The organism is Streptomyces sp. NBC_01460 (genome assembly GCF_036227405.1).
Taxonomy (GTDB): domain Bacteria; phylum Actinomycetota; class Actinomycetes; order Streptomycetales; family Streptomycetaceae; genus Streptomyces.
In genome coordinates this window covers 7,795,054-7,821,639 of record NZ_CP109473.1, presented here as the reverse complement: position 1 = coordinate 7,821,639, position 26,586 = coordinate 7,795,054, and the positions used below count along the sequence as shown (strand labels likewise).

27 protein-coding genes are annotated in these 26,586 nt (G+C 71.4%); 10 read left to right on the top strand and 17 right to left on the bottom strand.

Translation table 11 applies throughout. The features are described from left to right. Positions 1-60 precede the first annotated feature (60 nt). Positions 61-2,487, top strand: coding sequence for an excinuclease ABC subunit UvrA (locus OG488_RS34965; protein WP_329236596.1), 2,427 nt, complete (start codon positions 61-63; stop codon positions 2,485-2,487). A 69-nt stretch (positions 2,488-2,556) separates the two neighbouring features. Here OG488_RS34965 and OG488_RS34960 read toward each other — a convergent pair whose 3' ends face one another. From OG488_RS34960 to OG488_RS34950, 3 genes are read right to left on the bottom strand one after another with little or no spacing between them, the layout of a single operon-like run. Continuing rightward, positions 2,557-3,303: a succinate dehydrogenase/fumarate reductase iron-sulfur subunit gene (locus OG488_RS34960; RefSeq protein WP_329236594.1), complete on the bottom strand. Its 747-nt coding sequence runs from the start codon at positions 3,301-3,303 to the stop codon at positions 2,557-2,559. After that, positions 3,300-5,249, bottom strand: a complete 1,950-nt coding sequence (locus OG488_RS34955; protein ID WP_329236592.1) for a fumarate reductase/succinate dehydrogenase flavoprotein subunit — start codon at positions 5,247-5,249, stop codon at positions 3,300-3,302. The genes OG488_RS34960 and OG488_RS34955 overlap by 4 nt, the downstream gene beginning before the upstream one ends. A 1-nt stretch (position 5,250) precedes the next feature. Continuing rightward, a complete protein-coding gene (locus OG488_RS34950; RefSeq protein WP_329236590.1) occupies positions 5,251-5,958 on the bottom strand; it encodes a succinate dehydrogenase in 708 nt (235 codons plus the stop codon). A 96-nt stretch (positions 5,959-6,054) separates the two neighbouring features. On the opposite strand from OG488_RS34950, the gene OG488_RS34945 reads away from it, so the two are divergent. After that, the gene (locus OG488_RS34945; RefSeq protein WP_329236588.1) at positions 6,055-6,987 is read left to right on the top strand and encodes a LysR family transcriptional regulator; all 933 of its coding nucleotides are present in this window, start codon (positions 6,055-6,057) and stop codon (positions 6,985-6,987) included. 17 nt (positions 6,988-7,004) lie between these two features. Here OG488_RS34945 and OG488_RS34940 read toward each other — a convergent pair whose 3' ends face one another. The 3 genes from OG488_RS34940 to OG488_RS34930 all read right to left on the bottom strand — a co-directional run bounded on the left by OG488_RS34940 (position 7,005) and on the right by OG488_RS34930 (position 11,158). Continuing rightward, positions 7,005-9,179 (bottom strand): putative bifunctional diguanylate cyclase/phosphodiesterase, encoded by a 2,175-nt coding sequence (locus OG488_RS34940; protein ID WP_329236586.1) that lies wholly within the window; start codon positions 9,177-9,179, stop codon positions 7,005-7,007. Then, positions 9,176-9,994, bottom strand: a complete 819-nt coding sequence (locus OG488_RS34935) for an SAM-dependent methyltransferase (protein WP_329236584.1) — start codon at positions 9,992-9,994, stop codon at positions 9,176-9,178. Before OG488_RS34935 ends, OG488_RS34940 begins: the two co-directional genes overlap by 4 nt. 204 nt (positions 9,995-10,198) lie before the next feature. Next, positions 10,199-11,158 (bottom strand): SCO0930 family lipoprotein, encoded by a 960-nt coding sequence (locus tag OG488_RS34930; protein ID WP_329236582.1) that lies wholly within the window; start codon positions 11,156-11,158, stop codon positions 10,199-10,201. A 204-nt stretch (positions 11,159-11,362) separates the two neighbouring features. On the opposite strand from OG488_RS34930, the gene OG488_RS34925 reads away from it, so the two are divergent. The 3 genes from OG488_RS34925 (at position 11,363) to OG488_RS34915 (ending at position 13,386) form a co-directional block, all read left to right on the top strand. Further along, positions 11,363-11,869: a hypothetical protein gene (locus OG488_RS34925; RefSeq protein WP_329239344.1), complete on the top strand. Its 507-nt coding sequence runs from the start codon at positions 11,363-11,365 to the stop codon at positions 11,867-11,869. Between the two features lie 29 nt (positions 11,870-11,898). After that, positions 11,899-12,666: a bestrophin-like domain gene (locus OG488_RS34920; RefSeq protein WP_329236581.1), complete on the top strand. Its 768-nt coding sequence runs from the start codon at positions 11,899-11,901 to the stop codon at positions 12,664-12,666. A 183-nt stretch (positions 12,667-12,849) separates the two neighbouring features. After that, on the top strand, positions 12,850-13,386 hold the full coding sequence (locus OG488_RS34915) for a hypothetical protein (RefSeq protein WP_329236579.1): 537 nt from the start codon (positions 12,850-12,852) through the stop codon (positions 13,384-13,386). A gap of 98 nt (positions 13,387-13,484) precedes the next feature. Here the strand turns inward: OG488_RS34915 and OG488_RS39350 are convergent, their stop codons facing one another. Further along, positions 13,485-14,207 (bottom strand): hypothetical protein, encoded by a 723-nt coding sequence (locus tag OG488_RS39350; RefSeq protein ID WP_443074257.1) that lies wholly within the window; start codon positions 14,205-14,207, stop codon positions 13,485-13,487. Between the two features lie 323 nt (positions 14,208-14,530). Between OG488_RS39350 and OG488_RS34905 the strand changes: the two genes are divergently transcribed. Next, on the top strand, positions 14,531-15,202 hold the full coding sequence (locus tag OG488_RS34905; protein ID WP_329236577.1) for a class F sortase: 672 nt from the start codon (positions 14,531-14,533) through the stop codon (positions 15,200-15,202). Between the two features lie 11 nt (positions 15,203-15,213). Here the strand turns inward: OG488_RS34905 and OG488_RS34900 are convergent, their stop codons facing one another. Next, on the bottom strand, positions 15,214-16,059 hold the full coding sequence (locus tag OG488_RS34900) for a polysaccharide deacetylase family protein (protein WP_329236575.1): 846 nt from the start codon (positions 16,057-16,059) through the stop codon (positions 15,214-15,216). A gap of 163 nt (positions 16,060-16,222) precedes the next feature. On the opposite strand from OG488_RS34900, the gene OG488_RS34895 reads away from it, so the two are divergent. Continuing rightward, a complete protein-coding gene (locus OG488_RS34895) occupies positions 16,223-16,684 on the top strand; it encodes a universal stress protein (protein ID WP_329236574.1) in 462 nt (153 codons plus the stop codon). Positions 16,685-16,762: 78 nt separating this feature from the next. On the opposite strand, the gene OG488_RS34890 is transcribed toward OG488_RS34895, so the two are convergent. Then, positions 16,763-17,986, bottom strand: a complete 1,224-nt coding sequence (locus OG488_RS34890; protein WP_329236572.1) for a CapA family protein — start codon at positions 17,984-17,986, stop codon at positions 16,763-16,765. Between the two features lie 257 nt (positions 17,987-18,243). On the opposite strand from OG488_RS34890, the gene OG488_RS34885 reads away from it, so the two are divergent. After that, a complete protein-coding gene (locus tag OG488_RS34885; RefSeq protein WP_329236570.1) occupies positions 18,244-18,813 on the top strand; it encodes a sigma-70 family RNA polymerase sigma factor in 570 nt (189 codons plus the stop codon). On the opposite strand, the gene OG488_RS34880 is transcribed toward OG488_RS34885, so the two are convergent. Next, positions 18,747-18,944: a zf-HC2 domain-containing protein gene (locus OG488_RS34880; protein WP_329236569.1), complete on the bottom strand. Its 198-nt coding sequence runs from the start codon at positions 18,942-18,944 to the stop codon at positions 18,747-18,749. The genes OG488_RS34885 and OG488_RS34880 overlap by 67 nt on opposite strands. A gap of 111 nt (positions 18,945-19,055) precedes the next feature. On the opposite strand from OG488_RS34880, the gene OG488_RS34875 reads away from it, so the two are divergent. After that, on the top strand, positions 19,056-19,574 hold the full coding sequence (locus OG488_RS34875) for a hypothetical protein (RefSeq protein WP_329236567.1): 519 nt from the start codon (positions 19,056-19,058) through the stop codon (positions 19,572-19,574). A 20-nt stretch (positions 19,575-19,594) separates the two neighbouring features. Here OG488_RS34875 and OG488_RS34870 read toward each other — a convergent pair whose 3' ends face one another. The 4 genes from OG488_RS34870 to OG488_RS34855 all read right to left on the bottom strand — a co-directional run bounded on the left by OG488_RS34870 (position 19,595) and on the right by OG488_RS34855 (position 23,482). Continuing rightward, entirely contained in the window at positions 19,595-20,821 is a 1,227-nt protein-coding gene (locus OG488_RS34870; RefSeq protein ID WP_329236565.1) for a sensor histidine kinase, read from the bottom strand. Further along, positions 20,818-22,308: a sodium/solute symporter gene (locus tag OG488_RS34865; RefSeq protein ID WP_329236563.1), complete on the bottom strand. Its 1,491-nt coding sequence runs from the start codon at positions 22,306-22,308 to the stop codon at positions 20,818-20,820. The genes OG488_RS34870 and OG488_RS34865 overlap by 4 nt, the downstream gene beginning before the upstream one ends. After that, positions 22,305-22,667, bottom strand: a complete 363-nt coding sequence (locus tag OG488_RS34860; RefSeq protein ID WP_329236561.1) for a hypothetical protein — start codon at positions 22,665-22,667, stop codon at positions 22,305-22,307. Before OG488_RS34860 ends, OG488_RS34865 begins: the two co-directional genes overlap by 4 nt. 62 nt (positions 22,668-22,729) lie before the next feature. Beyond that, entirely contained in the window at positions 22,730-23,482 is a 753-nt protein-coding gene (locus tag OG488_RS34855) for a LytR/AlgR family response regulator transcription factor (RefSeq protein ID WP_329236558.1), read from the bottom strand. Positions 23,483-23,554: 72 nt separating this feature from the next. Between OG488_RS34855 and OG488_RS39345 the strand changes: the two genes are divergently transcribed. Next, complete coding sequence (locus tag OG488_RS39345) at positions 23,555-23,767, top strand: zf-HC2 domain-containing protein (protein WP_403909068.1); 213 nt, start codon at positions 23,555-23,557, stop codon at positions 23,765-23,767. Positions 23,768-23,774: 7 nt separating this feature from the next. Here OG488_RS39345 and OG488_RS34845 read toward each other — a convergent pair whose 3' ends face one another. The 3 genes from OG488_RS34845 to OG488_RS34835 are packed head-to-tail and all read right to left on the bottom strand — an operon-like array spanning position 23,775 to position 26,515. Further along, positions 23,775-24,635: an Fpg/Nei family DNA glycosylase gene (locus OG488_RS34845; protein WP_329236556.1), complete on the bottom strand. Its 861-nt coding sequence runs from the start codon at positions 24,633-24,635 to the stop codon at positions 23,775-23,777. A 45-nt stretch (positions 24,636-24,680) separates the two neighbouring features. After that, entirely contained in the window at positions 24,681-25,550 is an 870-nt protein-coding gene (locus OG488_RS34840; RefSeq protein WP_329236555.1) for an amidohydrolase family protein, read from the bottom strand. Further along, complete coding sequence (locus tag OG488_RS34835; protein WP_329236553.1) at positions 25,547-26,515, bottom strand: aldo/keto reductase; 969 nt, start codon at positions 26,513-26,515, stop codon at positions 25,547-25,549. The genes OG488_RS34840 and OG488_RS34835 overlap by 4 nt, the downstream gene beginning before the upstream one ends. Between the last annotated feature and the right edge of the window lie 71 nt (positions 26,516-26,586).

Below are 26,586 nucleotides of genomic sequence, written 5' to 3'. Positions count from 1 at the left end.
CGGAAGGATCACCGGCAGCAGCACGCCCACCCCGCCTATCCCCACGGAGCCGCACCGCAGATGTCCACCCCCCATGATCCCTACGTCCGGGTGCGCGGCGCGCGCGAGCACAACCTCCGCGATGTGGACGTCGACATCCCGCGCGACACCCTCGCGGTCTTCACCGGTGTCTCCGGGTCGGGGAAGTCCTCCCTGGCGTTCGGGACGATCTACGCGGAGGCGCAGCGGCGTTACTTCGAGTCGGTCGCCCCGTACGCCCGCCGGCTGATCCACCAGGTGGGGGCTCCCGATGTCGGTGAGATCACCGGCCTGCCGCCCGCGGTGTCCCTGGAGCAGCGCCGGTCGGCGCCCGGGTCGCGCTCCTCGGTGGGTACGGTCACCACGCTCTCCAACTCCCTGCGGATGCTCTTCTCCCGCGCCGGTGACTACCCGCCGGGCGCCGAGCGCCTCGACTCCGACTCCTTCTCGCCGAACACGGCGGCCGGAGCGTGCCCCGAGTGCCACGGGCTGGGGCGGATCCACCGCACCACCGAGGAACTGCTCGTACCGGACCCGTCGTTGTCGATCCGGGACGGGGCGATCGCGGCCTGGCCGGGAGCCTGGCAGGGCAAGAACCTCCGTGATGTGCTGGATGCCCTCGGATACGACATCGGGCGTCCCTGGCGGGAGTTGGAGCCGGCGGACCGCGAGTGGATCCTGTTCACCGAGGAGCAGCCGGTGGTGACGGTCCATCCGGTGCGGGACGCGGGACGCATCCAACGCCCTTACCAAGGCACGTACATGAGCGCGCGCCGCTATGTGATGCACACCTTCGCGGACACCAGGAGCCGGTCGTTGCGCGCGAAGGCGGAGCGCTTCCTGACGAGCGCGCCGTGTCCGGTGTGCGGGGGCGGCCGGCTGCGGGCGGAGGCCATGGCGGTCACCTTCGCGGGCCGTACGATCGCCGACCTCGTCGCGCTCCCCCTCACCGCCCTGACGGAGGTGCTGCTGGAGGCGGGCGGCGCGAGCGACACCGCGCGGGTGCTGACGGCCGATCTGCTGTCCAGGATCGAGCCGGTCACCGAGCTCGGTCTCGGCTACCTCAGCCTGGACCGTACGGCCCCCTCCCTCTCCTCCGGCGAGCTGCAGCGGCTGCGGCTCGCCACGCAGCTGAGGTCGGGGCTGTTCGGCGTCGTCTACGTACTGGACGAGCCGTCGGCGGGCCTGCACCCCGCCGACACGGAGTCGCTGCTCGGCGTGCTCGGCAGGCTCAAGCAGGCGGGAAACACGGTGTTCGTGGTGGAGCACCAGATGGATGTGGTGCGGCAGGCCGACTGGCTGGTGGACGTGGGGCCCCTGGCGGGCGAGCACGGGGGCAGGGTGCTGCACAGCGGCCCCCCGGCGGACCTCGCGGGTGTGACCGGGTCCGCGACCCGGCGCTTCCTCTTCGACGAGGACCCCGTACCGGCCCGGGAACCTCGCGATCCTTCCGGCTGGATCACGCTGCGCGGGGTCGATCTGCACAATGTGCGCGGCGTCGACGCCGCGTTCCCGCTCGGCGTGCTGACGGCGGTCACCGGTGTGTCCGGGTCGGGCAAGTCGACCCTCGTCGGCCAGGTCCTGGCGGGTGTGCTCGCCGACCGCCGGCCGGCGGAGGCGGCCGAGGACCCTGCGGGACCGGTGGTGCGGGGCTGTGCGTCGGCGGAGGGCCTGGAAGCGGTGGACCGGCTCGTGCAGGTCGACCAGAAGCCCATCGGCCGTACCCCGCGGTCCAACCTGGCCACGTACACCGGGCTGTTCGACGTCGTGCGGAAGCTCTTCGCGGAGACGGAGACGGCGCGGGCCAGGAAGTACCGCGCGGGCCGGTTCTCGTTCAATGTGGCGGGCGGGCGGTGCGAGACCTGTCAGGGAGAGGGGTTCGTCTCGGTCGAGCTGCTGTTCCTGCCCAGCACGTATGCTCCCTGCCCGGACTGCCACGGTGCGCGCTACAACCCGCAGACCCTCGACGTCACCCTGCGCGGCCTCACGATCGCCGGGGTGCTGGACCTGACGGTGGAGGCGGCCGCCGGATTCCTCGCCGGGACCCCTGCGGCCGAGCGCAGTCTGCGGGCCCTTCTCGACGTGGGGCTCGGCTATCTGCGCCTGGGGCAGCCGGCCACCGAGCTGTCGGGCGGTGAGGCGCAGCGGATCAAGCTCGCCACCGAGCTCCAGCGCGCCCGGCGGGGGCACACGCTGTACCTGCTGGACGAGCCGACGACCGGGCTGCACCCCGCCGATGTGGAGGTGCTGATGCGGCAGTTGCACGGCCTGGTGGACGCGGGCAACACGGTGGTGGTCGTGGAGCACGACATGGCGGTGGTGGCCGGCGCCGACCGGGTGATCGACCTGGGCCCGGGGGGCGGGGACCGTGGCGGCCGGATCGTCGCCACCGGGACACCGCGGGAGGTCGCCGGCGCGGCGGGGAGCCGTACGGCCGCTTACCTGGCCAAGGCGTTGCGGACGGGCTGACCCCCCGCCGGTCCTGACACGTAATCAGCAGCGGGTGAGTCAGCGGCGTTTGGGTCAGCAGCGGGTGGGTCAGCGGCGCACCTTGCGGGTGGCGCGCAGCCACTCCTTGTTCATCGCGGTGATCGAGGGAAGCGGGATGCCCTTGGGGCAGGCCGTCGCGCACTCGCCGGTGAGGGTGCAGCCGCCGAAGCCCTCGTCGTCCATGGTGGCGACCATGTCGAGCACCCGGGTCTCCCGCTCGGGCGCGCCCTGGGGGAGCACGTTGAGGTGGTTGATCTTGGCCGAGGTGAAGAGCATCGCCGAGCCGTTCGGGCAGGCGGCCACGCAGGCACCGCAGCCGATGCACTCGGCGTGCTCGAAGGCGGAGTCGGCGTCGGGCTTGGGCACGGGTGTCGCGTGCGCGTCGGGTGCCGTGCCGGTGGGCGCCGAGATGTATCCGCCGGACTGGATGATCCGGTCGAACGAGGAACGGTCGACGACGAGGTCCTTCACGACCGGGAAGGCGGAGGCGCGCCACGGCTCGATGTCGATCGTGTCGCCGTCGCTGAAGGACCGCATGTGGAGCTGGCAGGTGGTGGTCCGCTCCGGGCCGTGGGCGTCGCCGTTGATGACGAGGCTGCACGCGCCGCAGATGCCTTCGCGGCAGTCGTGGTCGAAGGCGACGGGCTCGTCCCCGCCGAGGATGAGTTCCTCGTTGAGGGTGTCGAGCATCTCCAGGAACGACATGTCCTGCGAGATGCCGTCGACTTCGTAGGTGGCCATGGCGCCGGGCGCCTCGGCGTTCTGCTGGCGCCAGACGCGCAGGGTGAGCTTCATGCGTAGCTCCGCTGAGTGGGGTGGACGTACTCGAAGACGAGGTCTTCCTTGTGCAGGACGGGGGCGTCGCCGGTGGCGCTGAACTCCCAGGCGGCGGCGTAGGAGAACTCCTCGTCCCGGCGGGCGGCCTCGCCGTCCGGGGTCTGTGACTCCGCGCGGAAGTGGCCGCCGCAGGATTCGGCGCGGTGCAGGGCGTCGAGGCACATGAGCTCGGCGAGCTCCAGGTAGTCGACGACGCGGTTGGCCTTCTCCAGCGACTGGTTGAACTGTTCGCCGGTGCCGGGCACCTTGATGCGGCGCCAGAACTCCTCGCGGATCTGCGGGATCCGGTCCAGGGCCTTACGGAGTCCGTCCTCGGTGCGGGCCATCCCGCAGAACTCCCACATGAGTTCGCCGATCTCGCGGTGGAAGGAGTCCGGTGTGCGGTCGCCGTCGACGGCGAGGAGCAGGTTGATGCGGTCCTCGGTCTCGGCGACGGCCTCCGTGACCGCCGGGTGCCCGGCGTCCACCGCCTCGGCGTGCGGGTTGCGGGCGAGGTAGTCGTTGATGGTCGACGGCAGGACGAAGTAACCGTCGGCGAGGCCCTGCATCAGCGCGGAGGCGCCGAGGCGGTTGGCACCGTGGTCGGAGAAGTTGGCCTCACCGATGGCGAAGAGGCCGGGGATGGTGGTCTGGAGGTCGTAGTCCACCCAGAGGCCGCCCATCGTGTAGTGCACGGCGGGATAGATGCGCATCGGCGTCTCGTACGGGTCCTCCGCGGTGATGCGGGCGTACATGTCGAAGAGGTTGCCGTACTTCTCCTCGACCTTCTTCCTGCCCATGCGCGCGATGGCCTCGGCGAAGTCGAGGTAGACGCCCTGGCCGCCGGGGCCGACGCCGCGGCCCTCGTCGCAGACGTTCTTCGCGGCACGGGAGGCGATGTCGCGGGGCACGAGGTTGCCGAAGGCCGGGTAGATGCGCTCCAGGTAGTAGTCCCGCTCGTCCTCCGGGATCTGGTTCGCGGGGCGGTCGTCGCCCTTGGCCTTCGGGACCCAGATGCGTCCGTCGTTGCGCAGGGACTCGCTCATCAGCGTCAGCTTGGACTGGTGGTCACCGGTGCGCGGGATGCAGGTGGGGTGGATCTGGGTGAAGCACGGGTTCGCGAAGTAGGCGCCGCGGCGGTGGGCACGCCAGATCGCCGTGGCGTTGGAGTTCATCGCGTTCGTCGACAGGTAGAAGACGTTGCCGTAGCCGCCGCTGGCCAGGACGACCGCGTCGGCGAAGTACGTGTCGATCTTCCCGGTGACGAGGTCGCGGGCCACGATGCCGCGGGCCTTGCCGTCGACGACGATCAGGTCGAGCATCTCCGTGCGGGAGTGCAACTCGACGTTGCCGGCGGCGATCTGCCGGGAGAGCGCCTGGTAGGCGCCGAGGAGGAGTTGCTGCCCTGTCTGGCCGCGGGCGTAGAAGGTACGGGAGACCTGGACGCCGCCGAAGGAGCGGTTGTCGAGGAGGCCGCCGTACTCACGGGCGAAGGGGACGCCCTGGGCGACGCACTGGTCGATGATCTCCACGGAGATCTCGGCCAGGCGGTGGACGTTGGACTCGCGGGCGCGGAAGTCGCCGCCCTTGACGGTGTCGTAGAAGAGCCGGTGGACGGAGTCGCCGTCGTTGCGGTAGTTCTTGGCGGCGTTGATCCCGCCCTGCGCGGCGACGGAGTGGGCCCGCCTCGGCGAGTCCTGGAAGCAGAACTGGACGACGTGGTAGCCCTGTTCGGCGAGGGTCGCGCCGGCCGAGCCGCCGGCGAGGCCGGTGCCGACGACGATCACGGTGTGCTTGCGGCGGTTGGCCGGGTTGACGAGCTTCGCCTCGAAGCGCCGGGTGTCCCAGCGGTCGGCGACGGGTCCCCCGGGCGCCTTGGCGTCGACGACGGGCTCGCCGGTGCGGTAGTTCGTGTAGTCACTCATGTCAGCTCACCACTCCGGTCATCACGGCGACGGGCACGGAGACGAAGCCGGCCGTCAGCACCACTGCGAAGGCATTGGCGAGGGTCTTCAGGACGCAGTCCCGGTTCGCGCTGCCCACGCCGAGGGTCTGCGCCGCACTCCAGAACCCGTGCTGGACGTGCAGGCCCAGGGCGAGCACGGCGACGATGTAGATCACGTTGCCGTACCAGGTGGAGAAGGTGTCGAGCACGTTCTGGTAGGGGTGCCCGGACTGGAACCCGCCGGTGTGCACGGTGCCGGTCGTGAGGTCGAGGATGTGCCAGACGATGAACAGGCCGAGGATGACGCCGCCGTAGCGCATGGTGCGCGTGGCATAGCTGGAGCGTGCCTTCTTGTGGACGTACGCCGTCGGGCGCGCCCGGAGGTCGCGGCGGCTCAGCTGGTACGCGGAGACCGCGTGCAGGACGACGGCCGCGACGAGCACCACGCGGATGATCCACAGCGCCCACTCGTAGTGCAGGAAGGGCTCTCCGATGGTCCGGAGCCAGTGCGCGTAGTGGTTGAACTCGCCGGACCCGAAGAAGATCTTCAGGTTGCCGAGCATGTGGACCGCAAGGTAACCGAGCATGATCAGGCCGCTCACAGCCATGATCGTCTTCTTGCCGACGGACGAGTCCCAGAGCGTACGCGTCATGGACGGCCGTCGGTCCGTCCGCGTTGCCAATGCCATGGACACGACGCTAGAGCCGAAGGGCACCATCAGTCCAAGACATGAAACGAGTCATGTCCATAGGCATCAGCTATGCAGAGCGCTATCGTCGCTCCTATGCACTTCCAGCAGCTCGCCTACTTCGTGGCCGTGGCCGAGGCCAGGCACTTCACCCGGGCCGCCGAGGAGGTGCATGTGTCGCAGCCCTCGCTGTCCCAGCAGATCAAGGCCCTGGAGAACGAGCTGGGCGCCGAGCTGTTCAGCCGGGCGCGCGGCAACATCGCACTGACCGACGCGGGCGAGGCGCTGCTGCCGCTGGCCCGCAGGATCCTGGCGGACGCGGACACCGCGCGCCACGAGGTGCAGGAACTGGTGCAGCTGCGCCGGGGGCGGATCCGGCTGGGCGCCACCCCGAGCGTCTGCACGGGGCTGCTGCCCGACGTGCTGCGCGCCTTCCACGACGCCCACCCGGGCATCCAGCTCCTGATCGAGGAGGGTGGCTCCCACGACCTCGTACGGCAGCTCGCCCGGGGGGCCCTGGACCTGGCGCTGCTCGTGCTGCCGCTGCCCGCCGGCTCCCCGGCGCTCACCACCATGGAGCTGCTGCACGAGGACCTCGTGGTGGTGTCATCGGCATCCCGGCCCGCCCCGGGGCGAAAAGGCCGGGTGCACGTCGCCGACCTCGAGAACGAACCTCTGGTGATGTTCCGGCACGGATACGACCTGCGGGAGCTGACGGTCGCCGCGTGCCGCGCGGAGGGCTTCGAACCCTCGTTCACGGTGGAGGGCGGCGAGATGGACGCCGTCCTGGGCTTCGTGCGTGCGGGGCTCGGGATCGCCGTCGTCCCCCGCATGGTCGCCGTGCGGGCGGGCCAGGATCTCCGGACGACGCCACTGGCGTCGCCGGGGCTGCGGCGGACCATCGGGCTCGCGCACCGCAGCGACGTCGAACCTCCGCGTGCGGCGCGCGAGCTGCAGCGGATGCTCCTGGGAGCGGGCCCGCCCGCCGCGCCCCCGGCCGCCGGCGGGCCAGGACCTGCCGGCGGCTGAGGACTGCGGCCGGGCCGTCAGACCGCGTCGGCCAGCAGCAGCGAGTGGATCCGGTCCGGGGCACCCGGCCGTGCGTAGTACCAGCCCTGGGCCGTGTCGCAGCCGAGCTGCCGCAGCTGTTCGGCCTGGGCGCCGGTCTCCACCCCCTCCACCGTGACCGCGAGGTCCAGGCTGTGGGCGAGCGACACGATGCCCTCGACGATCTTCAGATCGACCGGGTCGGCCGGGTGGTGCTGCATGCCCTGTGTGAAGGAGCGGTCCAGCTTGAGTACGCTCACCGGCAAGCGGCGCAGGTTCGCCAGGTTCGAGTAGCCCGTGCCGAAGTCGTCCAGCGCGATGTCGACACCCATCTCCGCAAGCTGACGGAGCGGCTTGAGCAGATCGTCGTCGGCACCGATCAGCGCGGACTCCGTGACCTCCAGGCAGAGGGCCCCCGGCTCGAGGCCGGACCGTTCCAGCACGTCGACGGTCTCGGCGACCAGATTCGGGTGGTGCAGCTGGGTCGGTGAGAGGTTGACGTTGATCCGCAGGGGCCCGCCGTCGGTGTGACGTTCCTGCCAGAAGTTCGCCTGCCGCACGGACTCCTCCAGCACCCAGCGGCCGAGCGGCACGATCAGTCCGGTGTGCTCGGCGAGCGGGATGAACCGGTCCGGGCCGAGCACGCCGTGCTGCGGATGGCACCAGCGCACCAGGGCCTCGGCGCCGTGCACGCTTCCGTCGCCGAGGTGCACGAGCGGCTGGTACTCGATGAAGAACTCGCCCCGGTCCAGCGCCGCCGGGAGCGCGGTGGTCAGTCCGTGCCGGGTGATGGCGCGGGCGTCGGCCTCGGCGTCGGAGAGGGCGAACCGGTTCCCGCCCGCCGCCTTGGCCCGGTACATCGTGATGTCCGCGCTGCGCAGCACCTCGGCGGCGGTGCGTTCACCCGAAGGGCCTTCGACGACGCCGATGGATCCGCGTACGGTCAGCTCCCGGCCGTCGAGGCGGATCGGTGTGGCGAGCGCCGAGAGGATGCGCCCGGCCAGCTCGTGCACCTCGTCCTGGGTGCGCGGTCCGGTCGTGAGGGCCACGAACTCGTCGCCGCCGAGCCGCGCGACCATCTCGCCCGGGGCCGTCGCGCAGCTCTGCAGCCGGTCGGCGACCTCGACCAGGAGCCGGTCCCCCGCCGCGTGTCCCAGGCTGTCGTTGATCGCCTTGAAGCCGTCGAGGTCGAGGTAGCAGAGCCCGAAGCGCATGCCGTCCCTGGGCGTGAGGGCCTTCTCGAGACGCTCGAAGAACAGCGTCCGGTTGGGGAGTCCGGTGAGCGCGTCGTGGGTGGCCTCGTAGCGCAGCCGCAGGTTGAGCAGCCGCTTCTCCGTGGTGTCCTCCATGAGCGCCAGCTGGTACTCGGGCCGCCCCTCCGAATCCCGCAGGAGCGAGACGGTGAGGTTGGTCCACAGCACGGTGCCGTCGTTGCGGTAGTACGGCTTCTCGACGCTGTAGTGCTCGCGTTCGCCCCGCACGAGCTCGTCGTAGTACCTCCAGACGTGAGGCGAGTCCTCGGGGTGCACCCACTCGTTCACCTTGTGGCTGCGGACGTGGTTCTCCAGGCCTCCGAACATCCGGGTCAGGGTGTCGTTGATCTCCAGGATGTTCCCTTCGAGGTCGGCGATGCCGATCCCGATGGCGGCGTCCTTGAACACGGCCCGGAAGCGCGCCTCGGTGGCGTGCAGCGCCTGCTCGGCGTGCGAGCGGGCGGTGAGCGCCGAGCGGGCGATCGCCTCCTGCTCGGCGAGCGTGCGCTCCCGCAGCGCCTGGGTGAAACCGCCGGCCAGCGCGTGCTGGATCCGTGCGCACCGGGCCCGGCTGTCCTCCGTCGACAGGTCGACCGGCCCGTTGCCGCCGCAGTAGAGGACCAGATAGGAGTCGACGACGCCGAGGGTCGAGCTCAGGGCGTCGGGATCCGTGCAGTGCGCGGCGACGAGCGCGGCTCCGACGCGGTGCGCCGGTGTCGCGTCGAAGACCCGTGTGTGCAGGATGCCGTTGAGCTCCCGGGCGAGCGGCAGCAGATGCTCCTCGAACTCCGGGCGGGTCAGGGAGGTGGCCGTGGAGGGGAAGATCGCCCGGCTCCAGATGGTGGCGAATCTCCTGAGACGGCCCTCGGGACCGTCGGGTTCCGCGTCCGGGGCACCGGACGACTGGGCGGGAATGCTCACGCCTTGCGCCCAACCCCGGCGAAGCCCGAGAAGGCGAACGGGTCTTCCTGCGCGAGGGTCTCGGGAGACTCCGGACGCCACTCGGGCATGGCGACGAGCCCGGGCTCGACCATCTCGTACCCCTCGAAGAAACGGCTGATCTCGACACGCGAGCGCATGATCAGCGGGTTGCGGATGGTGCGGTAGACACCGACCGTCCCACCCGCCTCCTCCTCGCTGAGCGGGATCCCCTCGTACGAGGCGTGGGTCAGGACCAGCAGGCTGCCGGGAGCCAGCGCGTCGCGCAGCTCGGCCACCGCCGCGTACGGGTCGTCGGTGTCCTCGATGAAGTGGAGCACCGCCACCAGCAGCAGCGCCACCGGCCTGTCCAGGTCGAGGAGGCCGGTGACCTCCGGGTTGTCCAGGATCTCCCGGGGCTTGCGCAGGTCCGCCGCGGCGATGACGGCCCGTTCGTTGCCTTCGAGCACCGCCTGGCTGTGTGCGACCGCGACCGAGTCGTGGTCGACGTAGGCGATCCGGGCCTCGGGGTCGGCCGCCTGGGCGACCTCGTGGACATTGCCGAAGGTCGGTATGCCGGAACCTATGTCCAGGAACTGATTGACGCCCGCCTCCGTGGCGTACTGCACGGCCCGTCGCATAAAGGCCCGATTCGCCTGCATGACCTTGGGCAGGCCCGGCATGAACTCCATGGCCTTGCGGGCCGCTTCCCTGTCCACCTCGAAATTGTGCGAACCGCCCAGGTAGAAGTCGTACATGCGAGACACGCTCGGCACCGAGATGTCTATGCCTTGCGGTGCCCAGGCGGGACGCTCCATCGATGTCTCCAACAAGTCGCCACGGCGGTCCGGCCATGTTCATGGTCAGTGTTGACCAGAGGCTACTGATCGACCGCCAAGAGAGCGAGTGGAAACGGAAATTAGAGATCCGTTATTGGTCACACACCGCAGGCATGTGCGACCGGCCCGTCGCTGCGTGTGCGCGTGCGGCGACGGACCGGTACCACAGGGCGTGTTCGGGCTTTACTTCGGGGCGCCGACCAGCTTGGCGTCGGGCGAGACCGCGTACCATGTCCCGCCGACGCCCTGGCCGTTGGTGTCGCCCGGCTTCTTGTCACCGGAGAAGGTGTAGACGGGCCAGCAGTCCAGTGACTGCTGCTGGATGCCGTCCGGGCGATTGAAGGTGACAAATCCCTTTGTGGTGACTCCGTCGACGTCATTCTTCTGCACGGGAGGGACGACCGGCCACTTCTCGAGGCAGTCGCCGGTGCAGGCTGACTTCATCGGCCACGCCGAGTCCTTCTTGAAGCGGTAAACCGTCATGCCGCGCTTGTCGACGACGACGTCTCCGAGTTCCGGGTCCTTGCGGACCGAAAGTCCGGCAAGGTCGGCCTCGGCGCCACCGGAGGGCCCGTCCGCGTTCACCGCCGCTTTCTTTCCGTCGGGGGCGGCGGCGAACCAGGTGCCTCCGACGCCCTGACCGTTGGCATCACCCGGAGCGGTGTCCTTGGCATAGCGGTACATCGGCCACCCGGCGACGGTCAGCTGCTTGGTTCCGTCGGCCCTCGTCACCTCACCGATCAGCGAGGCCTCGGTGCCGGCGGCAGCCGTGGCACTCTCCGCGGGCACCGCGGGCCACGCCTTCGCACAGTCGCCCTCGCAATTCGACGCGGGCGGCTCGGCGGTGTCCTTGTCGAATCGATAGAGGGTGAATCCCTCGCTGTCGGTCAGTACCTCGCCCAGTTTCTTGCTGTCCCACACCGCGAGTTGCCCGGCCCGTTTCGGTGCCGCGCCCGTGTCCGCGCCTGATCCGTACCCGCCGTCGGAACCGTAGCCACTGTCCGCCGGCTGTTGTGCGGGGGCGGCGTTGCCCACGGCCTGGCCGTTGGGGGACGCGCTGCCCTTCTCCTGACCGCACGCCGTCGTCAGCGCCAACAGGGCCACCGCCGTGACCGCGAGCGAGGCGTTCCGCCAGGTATCCATGTCGACTCCCGATGTGCTCTGCCGTCCGGGACGCGAGTCCGCGCCTTTCGTGGCCCTAGGTACGGTCCGCCGGTGGCCTGTTGTTCAAAGAGCCGCGAAAAAGTTTTGCCGGGCGCAAACGCGAATCACCGAATGTCCCCACCATCAGGCGAATCGTGTCCCCTGTCCGCGTGTCCGGCGGCTGGGAGGAACATGCTCCCCGGCGTGTACGGATCACGCATATGGCGGCTGACGGCCGCCACCCTTCTCCTGCTGCTCGCCGTCCCGCTGCCGGCGGCCGGTGACGACTGCGCGGTCGCCTCCATCGGGCAGGGGGACGGCGGCTCCTCCATCGCGGTGGCGGGAGAGGGGCGGTGCGGCGCGGTCATCGCCGAACCCGAACCCGAACCCGAGCCCGCGCCCCCTCCGCCGCCACCGCCGCCCCCGCCACCGCCTCCACCACCGCCCCCTCCCCCGCCTCCGCCGCCTCCTCCACCTCCCCCTCCCACCCCGGCGCCCCCGAAAGCGGAACCGGCACCGGAACGCCCGCCGCCGCCCCGGCCCACCGTGCGCCCGACACCACCGCCCCCCGCGCCCGTCGCACTCCCCACCTACCGGAAACCACCCCGCAAGACACCCCGGAACGGACCGTCGCTCGTCTCGCTCACCCTCGTGATCACCGCACCCGCCGTCTTCGCCGTGGCCGTGCTGCGCCCCCGCTCCTCCCGCTGACCGAAGAAGCTGACCGAAGAAGGGAACCCATGTCGGAATGGCTTGTTCTGACCATTGCCATGGCGTCGGCCTGCGCCGTCGTCCTGACCACCGCCGTTCTCAGCAACCGCCGCCTCGCCGACGACGACGATCCGTCCGAGACCCCCGACGTCATCGAGTACATGACGATGATGATCGGCGTGGTGTACGCGATCGTCCTCGGCCTGGCCATCGCCGGAGTGTGGGAGGGCCGTAGCGCCGCCCAGGAGTCGGTGCGCCTGGAGGCCCAGGCCCTCCACGAGGTGAGTGCCCGGTCGGCCGTCTACCCGGTCGAGGTGCGCGACCGCATCCGCTCCGACGTCGACGCGTACGTCGCCCATGTCGTCGGTGACGAATGGAGGTGGATGACGGATCACGGGGGTCTCACCGAGGAGGGCACCAGGCTGCTCGACCGGGTGCGCGCCGACGTCACGGAGTACAAGCCGCAGAACGACCACGAGGGCCAGGCGTACCAGCCGCTGGTGGACCAGGTGGCCGCCGTCGACGACGCGCGCGGAGCCCGGGGGCAGAACGCGGGCGCGACCATGCCGGGAGTGGTCTGGTTCGGGCTGATCACCGGGGCCGTGGTCACGGTGGGCCTGATCTTCACGCTCCAGATCCGCAGAACCTTCCGGGAACTGCTGCTGGCGGGCCTCTTCAGCGTCCTGATCGCGTTCCTGCTCTTCCTGATCTGGGACTTCGACGCGCCGTTCGGCCGGGGCATCTCGGCGACCACGGCTCCGTTCGTCGATCTGTTCCCGCACGCCACGGGCGGATAGCCGCCCGTCCCGCTCCGCCGTGCCCCCGGCCGGTCCGCCGGCCGGGGGACAAGGCTGCCCCATTCGCCTGACCCCGATAGCGGGTGGTATGCGGCGCTTCTACCGTTTCGGCATCGAGGTGCATCTCTCCTGTCTGGCGGAAATCCGTTCCGCGGGTGCTCCTCGGGACCCGGAGGATTCACCATGCGCGCGATACGTGTCGCACCCGTCGCCCTGCTGGGCGCCGCCGCCTGCTTTCTGACGGCATCGGCCGCATCGGCCGATGTGCTGACCGGCGGCACGTCCACCTCGTTCACGCCGACCATCACTCCCTCGACGGTCGCGCCGGGAGGCCGGGTCACTCTCGGCGCCATGGGGTGCACCACCGACGCGACCGCGTTCTCGGGCGTGTTCGACACGACCACCATCCCCAGCGGGAGGTCGGCCACGGCCACGGTCGACTCGGACGCCAGGCGCGGCGCGGTCTACGAGGTGACCTTCCGTTGCGGCACCACGACCCGGTCGGCGAACCTGACCATCACGAGCGGTGCCACCAGTACCCCCACCACCGCCCCCACCACCAGCTCCACCGCCTCCCCCAGCGGCGTGCTGGGCGGTCTCGGCGGCAGCGTCGACACCATGGACCCCGCTGAGATCGCGGCCGGCTCGGCACTGGTGGCGGTCGCCTCGGCCGGCGCCTTCTACGTCCTGCGCAAGCGACGCACCGGCCGTCAGCACTGACGGTTCGGCACCGCGTACGGACACACGTCAGTCGCCCCGGGTCCTGATCCAGGACTCGGGGCGACGGGCGTATCGGGCCGGGCAGGAGCTTGGAGCCGTCAGATCGCCGCATTGCTCATCCGGCGACGACGGACGACGAAGACGGCACCGCCGACCGCTGCCGCCGCGACGAGACCGCCACCGACCTGCATCTCGACGGAGCTGGGGCCCATCGAGCCGCCGAGGCCGCCCTGCGCGCCCCGCGAGGGGAGAACGGTGAAGCGGGCCGTCGCGACCGGGTCACCGTTGTTGCCGTTGCCACCCTGGCCGCCGTTGCCGCCTTGGCCCCCGTTGCCACCCTGGCCACCGTTGCCGCCCTGGCCACCGTTGCCGCCGCCGTCACCGCCCTGACCGCGGTCGCCTCCGTTACCGCCCTGGCCACCGTTGCCCTGGCCGCGGTCACCTCCGTTGCCGCCCTGGCCGCCGTCACCTCCGTTACCGCCGCCGAAGTTGTTGTCGCTGGTGTTGCACCGCACGGAGAGGCTGTACTGACCGGGCGTCGCGTTGTCCCGGATACGTGCGGTGGCGTAGCCGACCCGCCCCGGCGAGAGGTTCACCGTCGGGAAGGCGTTCGACCACACCCTGCCGCCGGAGCGGCCGCAGCCCTCCGCGCTGACCTGCATCGTGGCGCCCTGGAAGACCCGGGACGGGTTGACGGTGACGTTGGTCGGGAAGTTGCTCGGGTTGCTGCCCGGGCCACCTCCGGCGACGGCCAGTGGGGAAGCGAGCCCGACCGCCGCGAATGCGGTCGCGGTCACCGCGAGAGCGCGTGAAGCACGCATCTTCGAACCTCCAGCGGGAAGCGCCCCGGAGTCATGTCCTCCGGGATCAGTCGACGTGTACGCGTCCCATGACGAACCCTCACCAGATACCGCACATGTCGCACTTCGGCACTGCTCCACCCCGGTGAGCCGACACGCCGTGTGCCGCACAAGGAATCTGACGGAGTCGCAGGTCACGGTCCGTCAGAACTTTTATCCGCTCATTACTCCGAAAAGCAGATCCCGCTGCGGGTGCCCGGTCGGGCGCCACCCGTTCGCCCTTCCCTGATCGCCCCGTCACGCGCCCGCGCCTAGCGTGACGATGTCGCGACGAAGGGAGAACCATGGGCCGGGACCAGTGGGGCGCCGAGCGGAGCAGACGGACGCCGTGGGGTGCGATCGCCCTGGTGATGCTCACCGGGCTCGCTCTCATGCGCAACGGTGTGGAGACGTCCCCGGGACCGCCGCAGCCCGCCGCCGCGGCCTCCGTGGCCGGCGCCAGGGACACGACGGTCTCCGCACCGGTCGAGGGTGAGCCCGTGCAGCCGCTCGCGTACGCCCCGGCCGAGCGCATCCAGATTCCCTCGATCCAGGTCGACGCGCCCGTCGTCGATGTGAACCTGGACCCGGCAGGCTGGATCGAGGCACCGCCTCCCCAGGACCCGAACCTCGCCGGCTGGTACCAGAACGGCATCGCGCCGGGTCAGCGCGGCACCGCGGTGATGGTCGGTCACGTCGACAACCTCGCGGGCCCGGCGGTCTTCTACGGACTGGGTTCCCTCGACAAGGGCGGCCGGATCGAGGTGTCCCGCTACGACAACCGGGTCGCGGTCTTCGAGATCTACGGTGTCGAGGTCTTCTCCAAGCACGACTTCCCCGGCGCCCGGGTGTACGGCGACACCGGATACGCCGAGCTCAGGGTCATCACCTGCGGCGGGGGCTACACGAAGGCCGACGGCTACGACGGGAACGTGGTGGTCTTCGCCCGGCTGGTCGAGACGCGCCAGTCGGGCTGACACCGGCCCGGTCAGCCGCGGTGCGGAACGGTCGGGCGGTACCCCCTCTCGAGGAGCGCCGGCAGATACCGGCGCAGGGCGGCGACGCTCTGGGACCGGTTGCCGCCCGCGTCGTGCGACAGCACCACGACTCCGGGCGCGGCCCCCTTCCTGACCCGGCGGACGATGGCGTCGGTGCCCGGCTCCGTCCAGTCCAGGGTGTCGACGGTCCAGGCCATCGGTTCCATGCCCATCGCGGCGCCGATCTCGAAGGAGTTGCGGTTCCAGGCACCGTACGGCGCCCGGTACCAGAGCGGCGGGGCGCCCAGCGCCTTCTCGATCACCTCGCTGGTGCTGCCGAGTTCGTCGCGGATCGCGGCGCGGGAGAGCTTCGGGATCAGGGGGTGCGACCAGGAGTGGTTGCCGACCACGTGCCCGTCGTCGGCCATCTCCCGGAGCAGGTCGGGGTTGTCGGCCGCCATCTCGCCGCAGACGAAGAACATCGCGCGGACACCGTACCTGCGCAGCGTGGCCAGGATGTCCGGCGTGTACCGGGGGTCGGGGCCGTCGTCGAACGTGAGCACCATCGCGTCGGCGCCCAGTTCGGGGAGCTCCTCGAAGGGCCGGGTGCGGACGGGCGGCGGGGCCGGGCGGAAGCGGGGTGGAGTCCCCGAGGTCATGGGTCTCAGCCGGTAGGAGCCAGGGCCTGCCTGGGTCCGCGCCGGAGGTCCTGCGGCCACGGCCGGGGGCTCGCCGCCGGGACGTACGGGCGTGCCGGCCGGATCCGCCGCGAGCACGCGCACCGCGGTGGCGGCCCCCAGGGCGAGGGCGAGGCGCAGGAAGGTACGGCGTTCCGCTGGAATCTGATCATGCTTCATGACCAACTGCTCGCACGGAGTCACGCCCGCGCCTGCCGTCGACACCGGGGACGAGACGTTTTGCACCCGATGGATGGAGTGTCACGGACGCATCCGGCGGGTGCTGCCGGGAGGCCCGGAGGCGCCGGAAACGCGCGAGGGGCGAGGGGCTACCCTCGGGGCCGTGACAGACCAGCAACACCACCGGTTCGAGCGCGGCACGGACGGTCCCAAGGTGATCGTCGCGGGCCTCGACGGATCCGAGTCCTCGATGCGGGCAGCGGCGTACGCGGCGGGCCTCGCCCGTCGGCAGAACGCGATGCTCGCCCTCGTCTACGTCCAGCCGGTGATGACGGCCGGTGTCTCACTGGGCGCCCCGGTCGGCGACACGACCGGGGAGGTCGCCGAGGGGCTGGTGAACGAGATCAGGGCCTCGACGGAACGGCTCAAGGACATATGGAACGTGCGCTGGGAGTTCCACACGTTCCGGGGGGATCCGTACAACGGACTGGTGACGGCGGCCGACGAGCTGAAGGCGGACGCCGTGATCGTGGGTGCCTCGGAGTCCGCCGGGCACCGGTTCATCGGCTCGGTGGCGATCCGGCTCGTGAAGGCCGGGCGCTGGCCCGTCACGGTCGTTCCGTAACGCCCCGCCCGGCGGTTTCCCCCGTGACGGGGGCGTACCGTCCGGGCGGGAGGCGAGGCGCCCCAGGGGAGGCGGACGTCACCTGCCGGCCACAAGACCGTCCTGGCCCGCACCGCGGCTCAGGACGGCCCGGTGGATCCGGTCACGGATCTTTTCGAGCCGTCCGCCGTCCTGCCCCGCGGTCGCCGGGCTCCTCGCATCCAGGGGGACGACGCGTCCCGCCGCCGGGTCGAACCACTGGGGGATGAATTCGGCCTTCCTGACGGCCCATCGCTCCCCGGGTTCCGCGGGCGGCGCGAAGGTGAAGCGGCCCATCGAGCTCTCGTTGGCGCGTGGGTCCTGGACCCCCTCGTGGTTGACCATGGCACCGGCGACCTGATCACCCGTCCCGTACACGATCCACGTGCCGTTGACCTTCTCGTACGCCTGCGGCACGTGCGCGTGGGTGCCGAGGATCAGGTCGATGTCGGGGCGTCCTCCGGTGCGGGAGGCGGTGAGCTCGCGGCCGAGTCCGAGCTGGACGTCGTCTGGGGCGTCCTGCCACTCGGTCCCCCAGTGCAGGGACACGACCACCACGTCGGCGCCCGCCTTGCGGGCCGCCCGGGCGTCCGCCACGATCCGGCCCCTGTCGATCAGGTCGACCGCCCAGGGCTGTCCGGCCGGCAGCGGCAGGTCGTTGGTGCCGTAGGTGTACGCGAGGTGGGCGACCTTCGCGGCGTTCTCGCCCTTGCCCGCCCTGAGCAGCGTGGGTCGTGACGCCTCCTCGGCCGAGCGTGCGGTTCCGGCGTGTGCGATGCCCGCGCGGTCCAGGGCGTCGAGCGTGCGTCCGATGCCCTGGGCGCCGTCGTCCAGGGTGTGGTTGGAGGCGGTCGAGCAGGAGTCGAAGCCGGTGGCCCGCAGGGCGGTGGCCACCTCGGGCGGTGACTTGAAGAGCGGATAGCCGGTGTAGGGGCCGCCTTCCTGGCCGTACACCGTCTCCATGTGGCAGATGGCCAGATCCGCGCCCGAGACCGCGGGGGCGGCGCCCTTGAGCATCGGACGGAAGTCGTAGCCCCTGCCGCCCGCGTCGGTGGCGGCACGGTCGATGATCGAGGAGTGCGGCAGGATGTCGCCTGAGGCCAGCAGCGTGAAGGTGCCCGCCCCCTCCGCTCCCCCGGATCCCGCACCGTGCGCACCCCGCTCGGCGGGGAGGTGCCGGCCCGCGAAACCAGGAGTCCCGGACGGTTGGCCGGTACAGGCTGTTGCGGTGGCGAGCAGACCGGCGACGGCGATCGCCGCGCCCTGTCGGATGCGCTTCGTCATCTGCACGACTCCCAGTTCGCATGATTTCGGCCATCTGAATACACATATATTCATACTGGCGAGTCAAGGACAAAGACGGCCAAGTACCTGAATCGGCCGTATCGCCGTCCCCCGACCGTTCACCGCACCACTCGTCGCTCCGTGCGACCGCTCGGCGCACGCCTCGGTGCACCGCCTGTTCCCCCGCGCCCTGATGCGTTCGTATACGCCAGGCGGGAGCGAGGCGTCAGGGGCCTCTTCGGGAAAGGACGTTCACGATGAGCACTGCGACAACCGATGAGCGGACCCTCGCGGAGCTGCAGCGGGAACACGGGCCCGCGCTCCTCCACTTCCTGCTGGGACTGACGTTCGGCGACCGGCAGCGTGCCGAGGACCTGTTGCAGGAGACGCTGGTACGCGCCTGGCAGCACCCCGAGGCCTTCGACGCCCCGTACGACTCGATGCGCCCGTGGCTCTTCACCGTCGCCCGGCGGCTGGCCATCGACGCCCGCAGGTCCCGCCAGGCACGGCCGGCGGAGGTCAGCGACGCCGTTCTGGAGAGCGCCCCCGCCCAGGCCGACACGGCGGACTCGGCGGTCCACGCCCTGGACGTGCGCGAGGCCGTACGGACGCTCAGCCCCGAGCACCGCGCGGTGCTCGTGCAGATCTACTTCCGCGGACTCAGCGTGGGTGAGACCGCGCAGGTCCTCGGCATACCCGCGGGTACCGTCAAGTCCCGCTCGTACTACGCGCTGCGGCTGCTGAGCCGTAATCTTCCCGGCTACTCCAGCAGGTCGTCCACGTTGAGCAGCGCGAGCAGGGACAGCGCCTCGACGACCTCCACGTAGGCCGCGGCGCAGGCCCCGCACCGCTGGAGATGCCGTGCGACCGGGCCGCTCTCCTCCGCCTCCAGGGCGTCGAGCACGTAGGCGCCCAGCAGCAGGTGTACATGCGGGTCGTCGCCGCGGTCGGCCGTCATCCCACCTCCGATCTCCCGACGGATCCTGCCCTTCTGCCCACGCGGGGCGCGTGCCCCCGGTTCAATGCTGCGTGTAGCCCGGTGCCGAGTCGACGAAAGAGGCGAGACGGGATGCGTCCCGAACATCACGAAGGAACCGGTGGGGACGGGCTGCTGGTCCCGATGGCCTGGATGTACTCCGAATACATCGCCGACGAGGTGCTGGAGACCGGCGACCTGATGGAGCCGACGACCCTGGAGTACCGGGCGGGGCGCGACGCGCTCGCCCTGACGATCTTCCTCTCCGACGGGGCGGTGGCCGACGAGCTCCCCGCCGCACGGGTGGACGAGCTCCGGCTGCTCACGGCGTACGGCGCCGCCTGGAGACGCTGGGTCTGCGCGCGGCTGGAGGCGCTGGAGCGGCCGACCGCCCCGGCGGGGATCGCCGGTCCCGACCTCGCACTGGCGCGGGCCGCCTGGCGGTGGCTGGAGGAGACCGAGCTGCTGGCCGCGGACCTCGACGCGATCGGCCCGCCACCGTGGGAGCCGGTCGGCGACGAGGAGAAGGAGGAGGAGAACGAGGCGCAGGTGTGGACGCCGGCCTGGCAGCTCGGGCTGCCGCTCGGCCATCTGGCCGTCCATCTGTACTGACCCGCTCTCACGCGGGCGGGTCAGGAACCGTGCACGCCCGCACGGTACTTGGGCAGCCGCAGGGTGATCTTCATTCCTGCCCCGACCCCCGTCTCGATCACGAGCCCGTAGTCGTCGCCGTAGACCTGGCGGAGCCGTTCGTCCACGTTGAGCAGACCGATGCCGGTGGAGGTTCCGCCCTCGCCCCGCAGGATCTGCCGGAGACGCTCCGGCTCCATCCCCGCGCCGTCGTCCTCGATGACGACCTCCGCCTCGGCACCGGCGTCCAGCGCGCTGATCGTGATGCGGATCGGGGCGTCCGCCGGCCGGGCGGGGACGGGGGCGCGGGGCCGGGTGACAGCGCCCTCCAAGCCGTGCTTGACGGCGTTCTCGACCAGGGGCTGGAGGCAGAGGAACGGGAGTGAGACGGGCAGCACCTCGGGGGCGACCTGGAGTGTCACGGAGAGACGTTCGCCGAACCGGGCCCGCACCAGCGCCAAGTACTGGTCGATGGAGTGGAGTTCGTCGGCAAGAGTGGTGAACTCACCGTGCCGGCGGAACGAGTAGCGGGTGAAGTCGGCGAATTCGAGCAACAGTTCACGCGCGCGCTCGGGGTCGGTCCTGACGAACGACGCGATCGCGGCGAGTGAGTTGAAGATGAAGTGCGGGGAGATCTGGGCCCGCAGCGCCTTGATCTCGGCCTCGATGAGCTGGGTGCGGGAGCGGTCGAGCTCGGCGAGCTCCAGCTGCACGCAGACCCATCGGGCGACCTCCCCCGCCGCCCTGGCCAGCACCGCCGACTCCCTGGGCGCGTAGGCGACGAGGGTGCCGAGCACCCGGTGGTCGACCGTCAGGGGGACGGCGACGGCCCAGCGCAGCGGGCAGTCGAGGTCACCGCAGTCGCTGTGGAAGGCGGTGTCCCTGCCGCTGTCGAGGACGCCCCGTACCTGGTGCATCACGTCCGTGCCGTGGTGGTCGCCCTCGCCGTCCCACACCAGCACCCGGTCGCGGTCGGTGAGGCACAGGGCATCGGTGCCGAGCAGTGAGCGCAGCCCGCGCGCCGAGCGCCGCGCGCTCTCCTCGGTGAGCCCCGCGCGCAGCGGGGGCGCCGCGAGGGAGGCCGTGTGCAGGGTGGCGAACGTGGCGTGCTCGACGGGCGTACCGACGTCGCTCGTGCGTACGGGACGGGCGGTGCGGCCGAGGAGGAGGCCCGTGCCGAACAACAGCAGGGCGAGGACGGCGACGGCGGCGATCCCGGCCCCGGTCACCGTCCGCGCCCCGAGGTCAGCGCTTCGGGCAGGTGGAAGCGGGTCATGGCCGCGTTGGTGCCCGGCGGTATCCGCCCCGGGGTGGCGAGGGAGACCAGGATCATCGCGAGGAAGCCGACCGGTACGGACCAGACGGCGGGCCAGGCGAGCAGCGCGTGCGGCCAGCCGGGCGGGCGCACCGCCCCGCTGACCGTGATGGCCACGGAGAGCAGCGCGGAGCCGCCACCGAGCAGCAGGCCGGCGATCGCGCCCGGCGGGGTGAGCCGCCGCCACCAGATGCCGAGGACGAGCAGCGGACAGAAGGACGACGCGGAGACCGCGAAGGCCATCCCGACGGCGTCGGCGACCGGGACCCGGCTGACCACGAGGGAGCCGGCCAGCGGCACGGCGATGGCCAGGACGGTCGCCAGCCGGAAGTGCCGTACGCCCCGGGAGGGCAGGACGTCCTGGGTGATCACTCCGGCGACGGCCATGGTGAGCCCCGAGGCGGTGGACAGGAACGCGGCGAAGGCACCGCCGGCGAGGAGCGCGCCGAGCAGGTCGCCACCGAGCCCTCCGATCACCCGGGCCGGCAGCAGCAGGACGGCTGCGTCGGCGTCGCCCCCGTGCATGAGTTCGGGCGCGTACAGCCGGCCGAGGGCCCCGTAGACCGGGGGCAGCAGGTAGAACAGGCCCACCAGAGCGAGGACGGCGACGGTGGTGCGGCGGGCGTCGCGGCCGTTGGGGCTGGTGTAGAAGCGGACCACCACATGGGGCAGGCCCATGGTGCCGAGGAAGGTCGCCACGATCAGTCCGTACGTCGCGTAGAGCGGGTGGTCGGCGCGGAACACCGAGACCTGTTCGTCGAAGCTGACGCGGGGCCGGCCGTCGCCCTGCCAGGCCAGCACCAGGAAGATCGCGGGCACCAGCAGCGCGGTGAGCTTCAGCCAGTACTGGAACACCTGCACGAAGGTGATCGAGCGCATGCCCCCCGCCGCGACGGCGATCACCACGACCGAGGCGACGAGTACGTCGCCGAGCCAGCCGGGGGCGCCCGTGAGGATCTTCAGGGTGAGGCCGGCCCCCTGGAGCTGGGGCACCAGGTACACCCACCCCGCGCCGACGACGAAGACGCTGACCAGGCGGCGGACCTGCCGGGATTCGAGCCGTCCCTCGGCGAAGTCGGGCAGGGTGTACGCCCCCGAGCGGCGCAGCGGGGCGGCGACGAACACCAGGAGCACGAGATAGCCGGCGGTGTAGCCGACCGGGTACCAGAGCATGTCGGGGCCGTGCACCAGCACCAGGCCCGCGATGCCGAGGAAGGAGGCCGCGGACAGGTACTCGCCGCTGATCGCCGCGGCGTTGAGCCTCGGGCGCACGGTCCGCGACGCCACGTAGAAGTCGGAGGTGGTCCGGGAGATCCGCAGCCCGAAACCGCCCACGAGGACGGTGGCCAGGACGACGAGGGCGACCGCCGCCACCGCCGCGGGGTGGTCGGGTGCGCTCACGGTGCGGGAAGGTCTTCCACGAGCCGGACGAAGTCGCGCTCGTTGCGCTCCGCCCGGCGCACGTACCACCACGCGGCCAGGGTGAGCGGCGGGTAGGTGGTGAATCCGAGCACCGCCCAGACGACGGCGTTGCTGTGCAGCGCCTCGAAGACCAGGGGAAGGGTCCCGGCGGCCAGGGCCAGTGCGGCGAAGACGGTGAGCCCGGCGCGGAGCTGGCTGCGCATCAGGGAGCGTACGTAGGCGCCACCGAGGGCGGTCTGCTCGTCGATCTCCGACTGGGCGCGGTAACGGGGCAGCGGACGCACCCGCCGGGGCTCGCCCATGACCACTTCCCGGCGGGGCGTGCTCTCTGCGGACATGGGCCCGGAGTGTAGGCGGCGCGGGGCCCGGCTGGGAAGGGGCTGCCCCCGGTAGGGCCAGGTCAGCGGCCGGTCTGCCGCATCAGCAGATCACGCAGGGCGCGGGTGTGACGACGGCTGACCGCGAGCTCCGCGTCCCCGATCCGGACGCTCATGCTGCCGGCGTCGAGCCGGAGTTCGTCGATCCGGTTCAGCGCCACGAGATGACGGCGGTGGATGCGTACGAAGCCCCGCTCGCGCCAGCGCTCCTCCAGGGTGGTGAGCGGGATGCGGACGAGATGGCTGCCGGCGGCGGTGTGGAGCCTGGCGTAGTCGCCCTGGGCCTCGGCGTACGCGATGTCGTCGACGGCCACGAAGCGGATGACCCCGCCCAGCTCCACCGCGACCTGGTCGGCGGCCGCGTCGTGGACGGGCGCGGAACGTTCACCGACCTGCTCGGCGACCCGGCGTACCGCTTCGGCCAGGCGCTCACGACGGACGGGCTTGAGGACGTAGTCGACGGCCTTGAGGTCGAAGGCGTGCACGGCGAAGCCCTCGTGGGCGGTGACGAAGACGATGAGAGGGGGCGCCGCGAATCCGGCGAGGAGCTGCGCCACGTCCAGTCCCGTCAGCCCGGCCATGTGGATGTCCAGGAACACGACGTCGATCGCCGACGGGTCCTCCGGTCCGGCGTCCACGGCGCCGCCGATGCGGCGCAGCGCCTCGGTGGCACCGGTGGCGCCCTCGGCGCTGCGGATCCGGGGATCGGCGCGCAGGAGGTAGAGGAGTTCCTCCAGGGCGGGTTCTTCGTCGTCGACGGCGAGTACGCGCAGCATGAGGCCGGAGTTTAAGTGCTCCACCCGGGTGACGGCGTGAGTGATTCGCGGGTTCGTCACGTACCTGGGGCCATGCGCGCCATCGAACTTCACCGCGACGCCGGGGCCTACGCGCTCGGGGTGCTCGGGTCTGCCGACGCCTGTCGTTTCGAGGAGCACCTGACGGAGTGCGCCGCGTGTGTGATCCAGGTGCGCGAGTTCGGCGCGGTGGTGGCCCACCTGGCGGTGTACGCGCACGCGCTGCCGCCCGGGGGCGCCCCACCGTCCGCCCGGTGGCGGCGGTGACCCGGGGCTACTTGAGGAGGCGGGAGAGCCGCCGGTCGGCGAGCGGCTTGCCGCCCGTCTGGCAGGTGGGGCAGTACTGCAGCGACGAGTCGCTGAACGACACCTCCAGCACGGTGTCGCCGCAGACCGGGCAGGGCTGCCCGGCACGGCCGTGGACGCGCATGCTGCTCTTCTTCTCGGCCTTGAGCCGCCCCGCCGCGACGCCCCGGGAGCGTTCGACGGCGTCCTGGAGCGTGGTGCGCAGGGCGTTGTACAGATGGGTGATGTCGTTGTCGCCGAGGCTGGTGGTGAGCTTGAACGGCGACATCTTCGCGACGTGCAGGATCTCGTCGCTGTAGGCGTTGCCGATGCCCGCGATCAGCGACTGGTCGCGCAGCGCGCCCTTGACCTGTCGGCGTTCCGCGCCGAGCACCGTCGCGAGGGCGTCCCGGTCGAACGAGTCGGCGAGCGGGTCGGGCCCGAGGCGCGCCACCCCGGGCACGTCCGCGGGGTCGTGCACCAGGTGGACGGCGAGCCGCTTGGTGGTGCCCATCTCGGTCAGGTCGAAGCCGTCGCCGCCGGTGAGGACCGTCCGCAGGGCGAGCGGCCCCTTGCCCGGGCGCGGCGGGGTCGCGGGGAAGCTGTCCTTCCACTGCAGCCAGCCCGCCCGGGCGAGGTGGACGAGCAGATGGAGGTCCCCGGCCGTGATGTCCAGGAACTTGCCGTGCCGGCCGACCGAGGTGACGGTGGCGCCTTCCAGAGCGGTCGGCGGCGGGTCGTACGTCTTCATGACGCTGATCGCGAGCGGCAGGACACGGGCGATCTCCTTGCCGACCAGGTGGTCGCCGAGGAAGTCCCGCAGGGCTTCGACTTCCGGCAGTTCGGGCATGCCTCCAGCCTGCCGCAGCGGCCGCGCGAACGCGCGGCGCGGTGGTCAGACGGCGGGATCCCGCAGGCCGTACACCCGTCGCGCGGTGCCGGCGAGGACGGCCTGCCGTCCGGCCTCCCCCAGCCGGCCGGTCAGCTCGCGGGCCGCGCCGAGGACGTCGGCGTACGGGGCGGCGAGCCGGCAGACCGGCCAGTCGGAGCCGAACATCAGCCGGTCGGGGCCGAAGGCCTCGATGACGGTGTCCGCGTAGGGACGCAGGTCCTCGACGGTCCAGGACCGGGGATCGGCCTCGGTGACCAGGCCGGACAGCTTGCAGACGGTGTTGGGCAGTGCGGCGAGCGCCCGCAGGCCGTCGGCCCAGGGGTGCGTGGTCCCCAGCGCCACCGGCGGCTTGCCCGCGTGGTCGAGTACGAAGCTGAGCTCCGGCAGCAGCGCGGCGGCACGGGCGGCGGCCGGCAGCTGGTGGGGCCGCACGATGAGGTCGTAGACGAGTCCCGCGGCGGCGACGGCGCGCAGCCCGCGCAGGACGTCGGGACGCAGCAGCCACTCCGGGTCGGGTTCGCCCTGGACCTGATGACGGATACCGACGAGCCGGCCGCCGCCGGGCAGGGCGCGGAGCGCGGCGAGGGTGTCGGCGACGTCCGGAGCGGTCAGATCGGTCCAGCCGACGACGCCCGCGACCAGGGTGCTCCCGTCGGCCAGCGCGAGGAATTCGAGGGTCTCCTCGGCGACGGTGACCGTCTGGACGAGGACGGTGGCGGCCACCCCGGCGGCGCGCGCCTCGGGCTCCAGGTCGGCGAGGGTGAAGGTGCGGCGGATCGGGGCGAGTTCCTCGCCGGTGATCCAGTCCTGGTCGCGCACCGCGAGGTCCCACACGTGGTGGTGGGCGTCGACGATCGTCAGGGGTGTCGTCACAGCAGCCCTTCGGCACGGAGGTCGTCCCAGAGCGCGTCCGGGACCGGCGTGCGCAGCTGCGCCGCCGCGTCCCGCACCTCCTCCGGGGAGCGGGCGCCGACGAGGACCCCCGCCACGGCCGGGTGACGCAGCGGGTGGTGGAGGGCGGCGGCCCGCAGCGGGACCCCGTGCCCCGCTGCGACGTCCCGGATGAGCAGGGCCCGGTCCAGGAGGGGCTGGGGGGCCGCCGCGTAGTCGTACGTCGCTCCGGGGCGCGGGTCGGCGAGCAGCCCGGAGTTGAAGACACCTCCGATGACCACGCCGCGGCCGCGGGCGGCGGCCTCCGGCAGCAGCGTCTCCAGAGCACTGTCGTCCAGGAGGGTGAAGCGGCCTGCGCAGAGGACCGCGTCGACATCGGTCTCCCGCAGGAAGCGCGTGAGCATCGCGGTCTGGTTCATCCCCGCGCCGATGGCGCCGACCACGCCTTCGGCACGCAGTTCCTCCAGAGCCGGGTAGCCCTCGCGGAAGGCCGCTTCCCCGTGATCGTCCGGGTCGTGCAGATAGACGACGTCGATCCGGTCGAGGCCGAGCCGTCCGAGGCTGTCCTCGATGCTGCGGCGGATGCCGTCGGCGCTGAAGTCCCAGCGGCGCCGGTGGGTGTGCGGTACGGCGAACCCGTCGGAAAGACCCTGGCGGCCAGCGGTCTCGGCGGGGGTCAGGGGGTCGAGCAGGCGTCCCGCCTTCGTGGACACGGCGTACGCGTCGCGGGGCCGGTCGCGCAGCGCCTCGCCGAGGCGGCGCTCGGAGAGCCCGAGACCGTAGTGCGGCGCGGTGTCGAAGTACCGGATGCCCTCGTCCCATGCGGCGTCGACGGTGGCCGCGGCCTGTTCCGGGCCGATCTCGGTGAAGAGATTGCCGAGGGCCGCCGCCCCGAAGGAGAGTTCGGTGATCTCGACCGCGCTGCGTCCGAGTCTGATGCGCCGCATGTCTGGCCGCCCCCGCCGGTGATCCCTGATGGTCCGTAGAGGACTATTCATCGGATCAATCGGATGCGTCA

Coding starts and splice junctions, on each gene's coding strand:
- OG488_RS34965 (WP_329236596.1), top strand. CDS start 61: ATGTCCACCCCCCATGATCCCTACGTCCGGGTGCGCGGCGCGCGCGAG.
- OG488_RS34960 (WP_329236594.1), bottom strand. CDS start 3,303: ATGAAGCTCACCCTGCGCGTCTGGCGCCAGCAGAACGCCGAGGCGCCC.
- OG488_RS34955 (WP_329236592.1), bottom strand. CDS start 5,249: ATGAGTGACTACACGAACTACCGCACCGGCGAGCCCGTCGTCGACGCC.
- OG488_RS34950 (WP_329236590.1), bottom strand. CDS start 5,958: ATGGCATTGGCAACGCGGACGGACCGACGGCCGTCCATGACGCGTACG.
- OG488_RS34945 (WP_329236588.1), top strand. CDS start 6,055: ATGCACTTCCAGCAGCTCGCCTACTTCGTGGCCGTGGCCGAGGCCAGG.
- OG488_RS34935 (WP_329236584.1), bottom strand. CDS start 9,994: ATGGAGCGTCCCGCCTGGGCACCGCAAGGCATAGACATCTCGGTGCCG.
- OG488_RS34930 (WP_329236582.1), bottom strand. CDS start 11,158: ATGGATACCTGGCGGAACGCCTCGCTCGCGGTCACGGCGGTGGCCCTG.
- OG488_RS34920 (WP_329236581.1), top strand. CDS start 11,899: ATGTCGGAATGGCTTGTTCTGACCATTGCCATGGCGTCGGCCTGCGCC.
- OG488_RS34915 (WP_329236579.1), top strand. CDS start 12,850: ATGCGCGCGATACGTGTCGCACCCGTCGCCCTGCTGGGCGCCGCCGCC.
- OG488_RS39350 (WP_443074257.1), bottom strand. CDS start 14,207: ATGCGTGCTTCACGCGCTCTCGCGGTGACCGCGACCGCATTCGCGGCG.
- OG488_RS34905 (WP_329236577.1), top strand. CDS start 14,531: ATGGGCCGGGACCAGTGGGGCGCCGAGCGGAGCAGACGGACGCCGTGG.
- OG488_RS34900 (WP_329236575.1), bottom strand. CDS start 16,059: ATGAAGCATGATCAGATTCCAGCGGAACGCCGTACCTTCCTGCGCCTC.
- OG488_RS34890 (WP_329236572.1), bottom strand. CDS start 17,986: ATGACGAAGCGCATCCGACAGGGCGCGGCGATCGCCGTCGCCGGTCTG.
- OG488_RS34885 (WP_329236570.1), top strand. CDS start 18,244: ATGAGCACTGCGACAACCGATGAGCGGACCCTCGCGGAGCTGCAGCGG.
- OG488_RS34880 (WP_329236569.1), bottom strand. CDS start 18,944: ATGACGGCCGACCGCGGCGACGACCCGCATGTACACCTGCTGCTGGGC.
- OG488_RS34875 (WP_329236567.1), top strand. CDS start 19,056: ATGCGTCCCGAACATCACGAAGGAACCGGTGGGGACGGGCTGCTGGTC.
- OG488_RS34860 (WP_329236561.1), bottom strand. CDS start 22,667: ATGTCCGCAGAGAGCACGCCCCGCCGGGAAGTGGTCATGGGCGAGCCC.
- OG488_RS34855 (WP_329236558.1), bottom strand. CDS start 23,482: ATGCTGCGCGTACTCGCCGTCGACGACGAAGAACCCGCCCTGGAGGAA.
- OG488_RS39345 (WP_403909068.1), top strand. CDS start 23,555: ATGCGCGCCATCGAACTTCACCGCGACGCCGGGGCCTACGCGCTCGGG.
- OG488_RS34845 (WP_329236556.1), bottom strand. CDS start 24,635: ATGCCCGAACTGCCGGAAGTCGAAGCCCTGCGGGACTTCCTCGGCGAC.
- OG488_RS34835 (WP_329236553.1), bottom strand. CDS start 26,515: ATGCGGCGCATCAGACTCGGACGCAGCGCGGTCGAGATCACCGAACTC.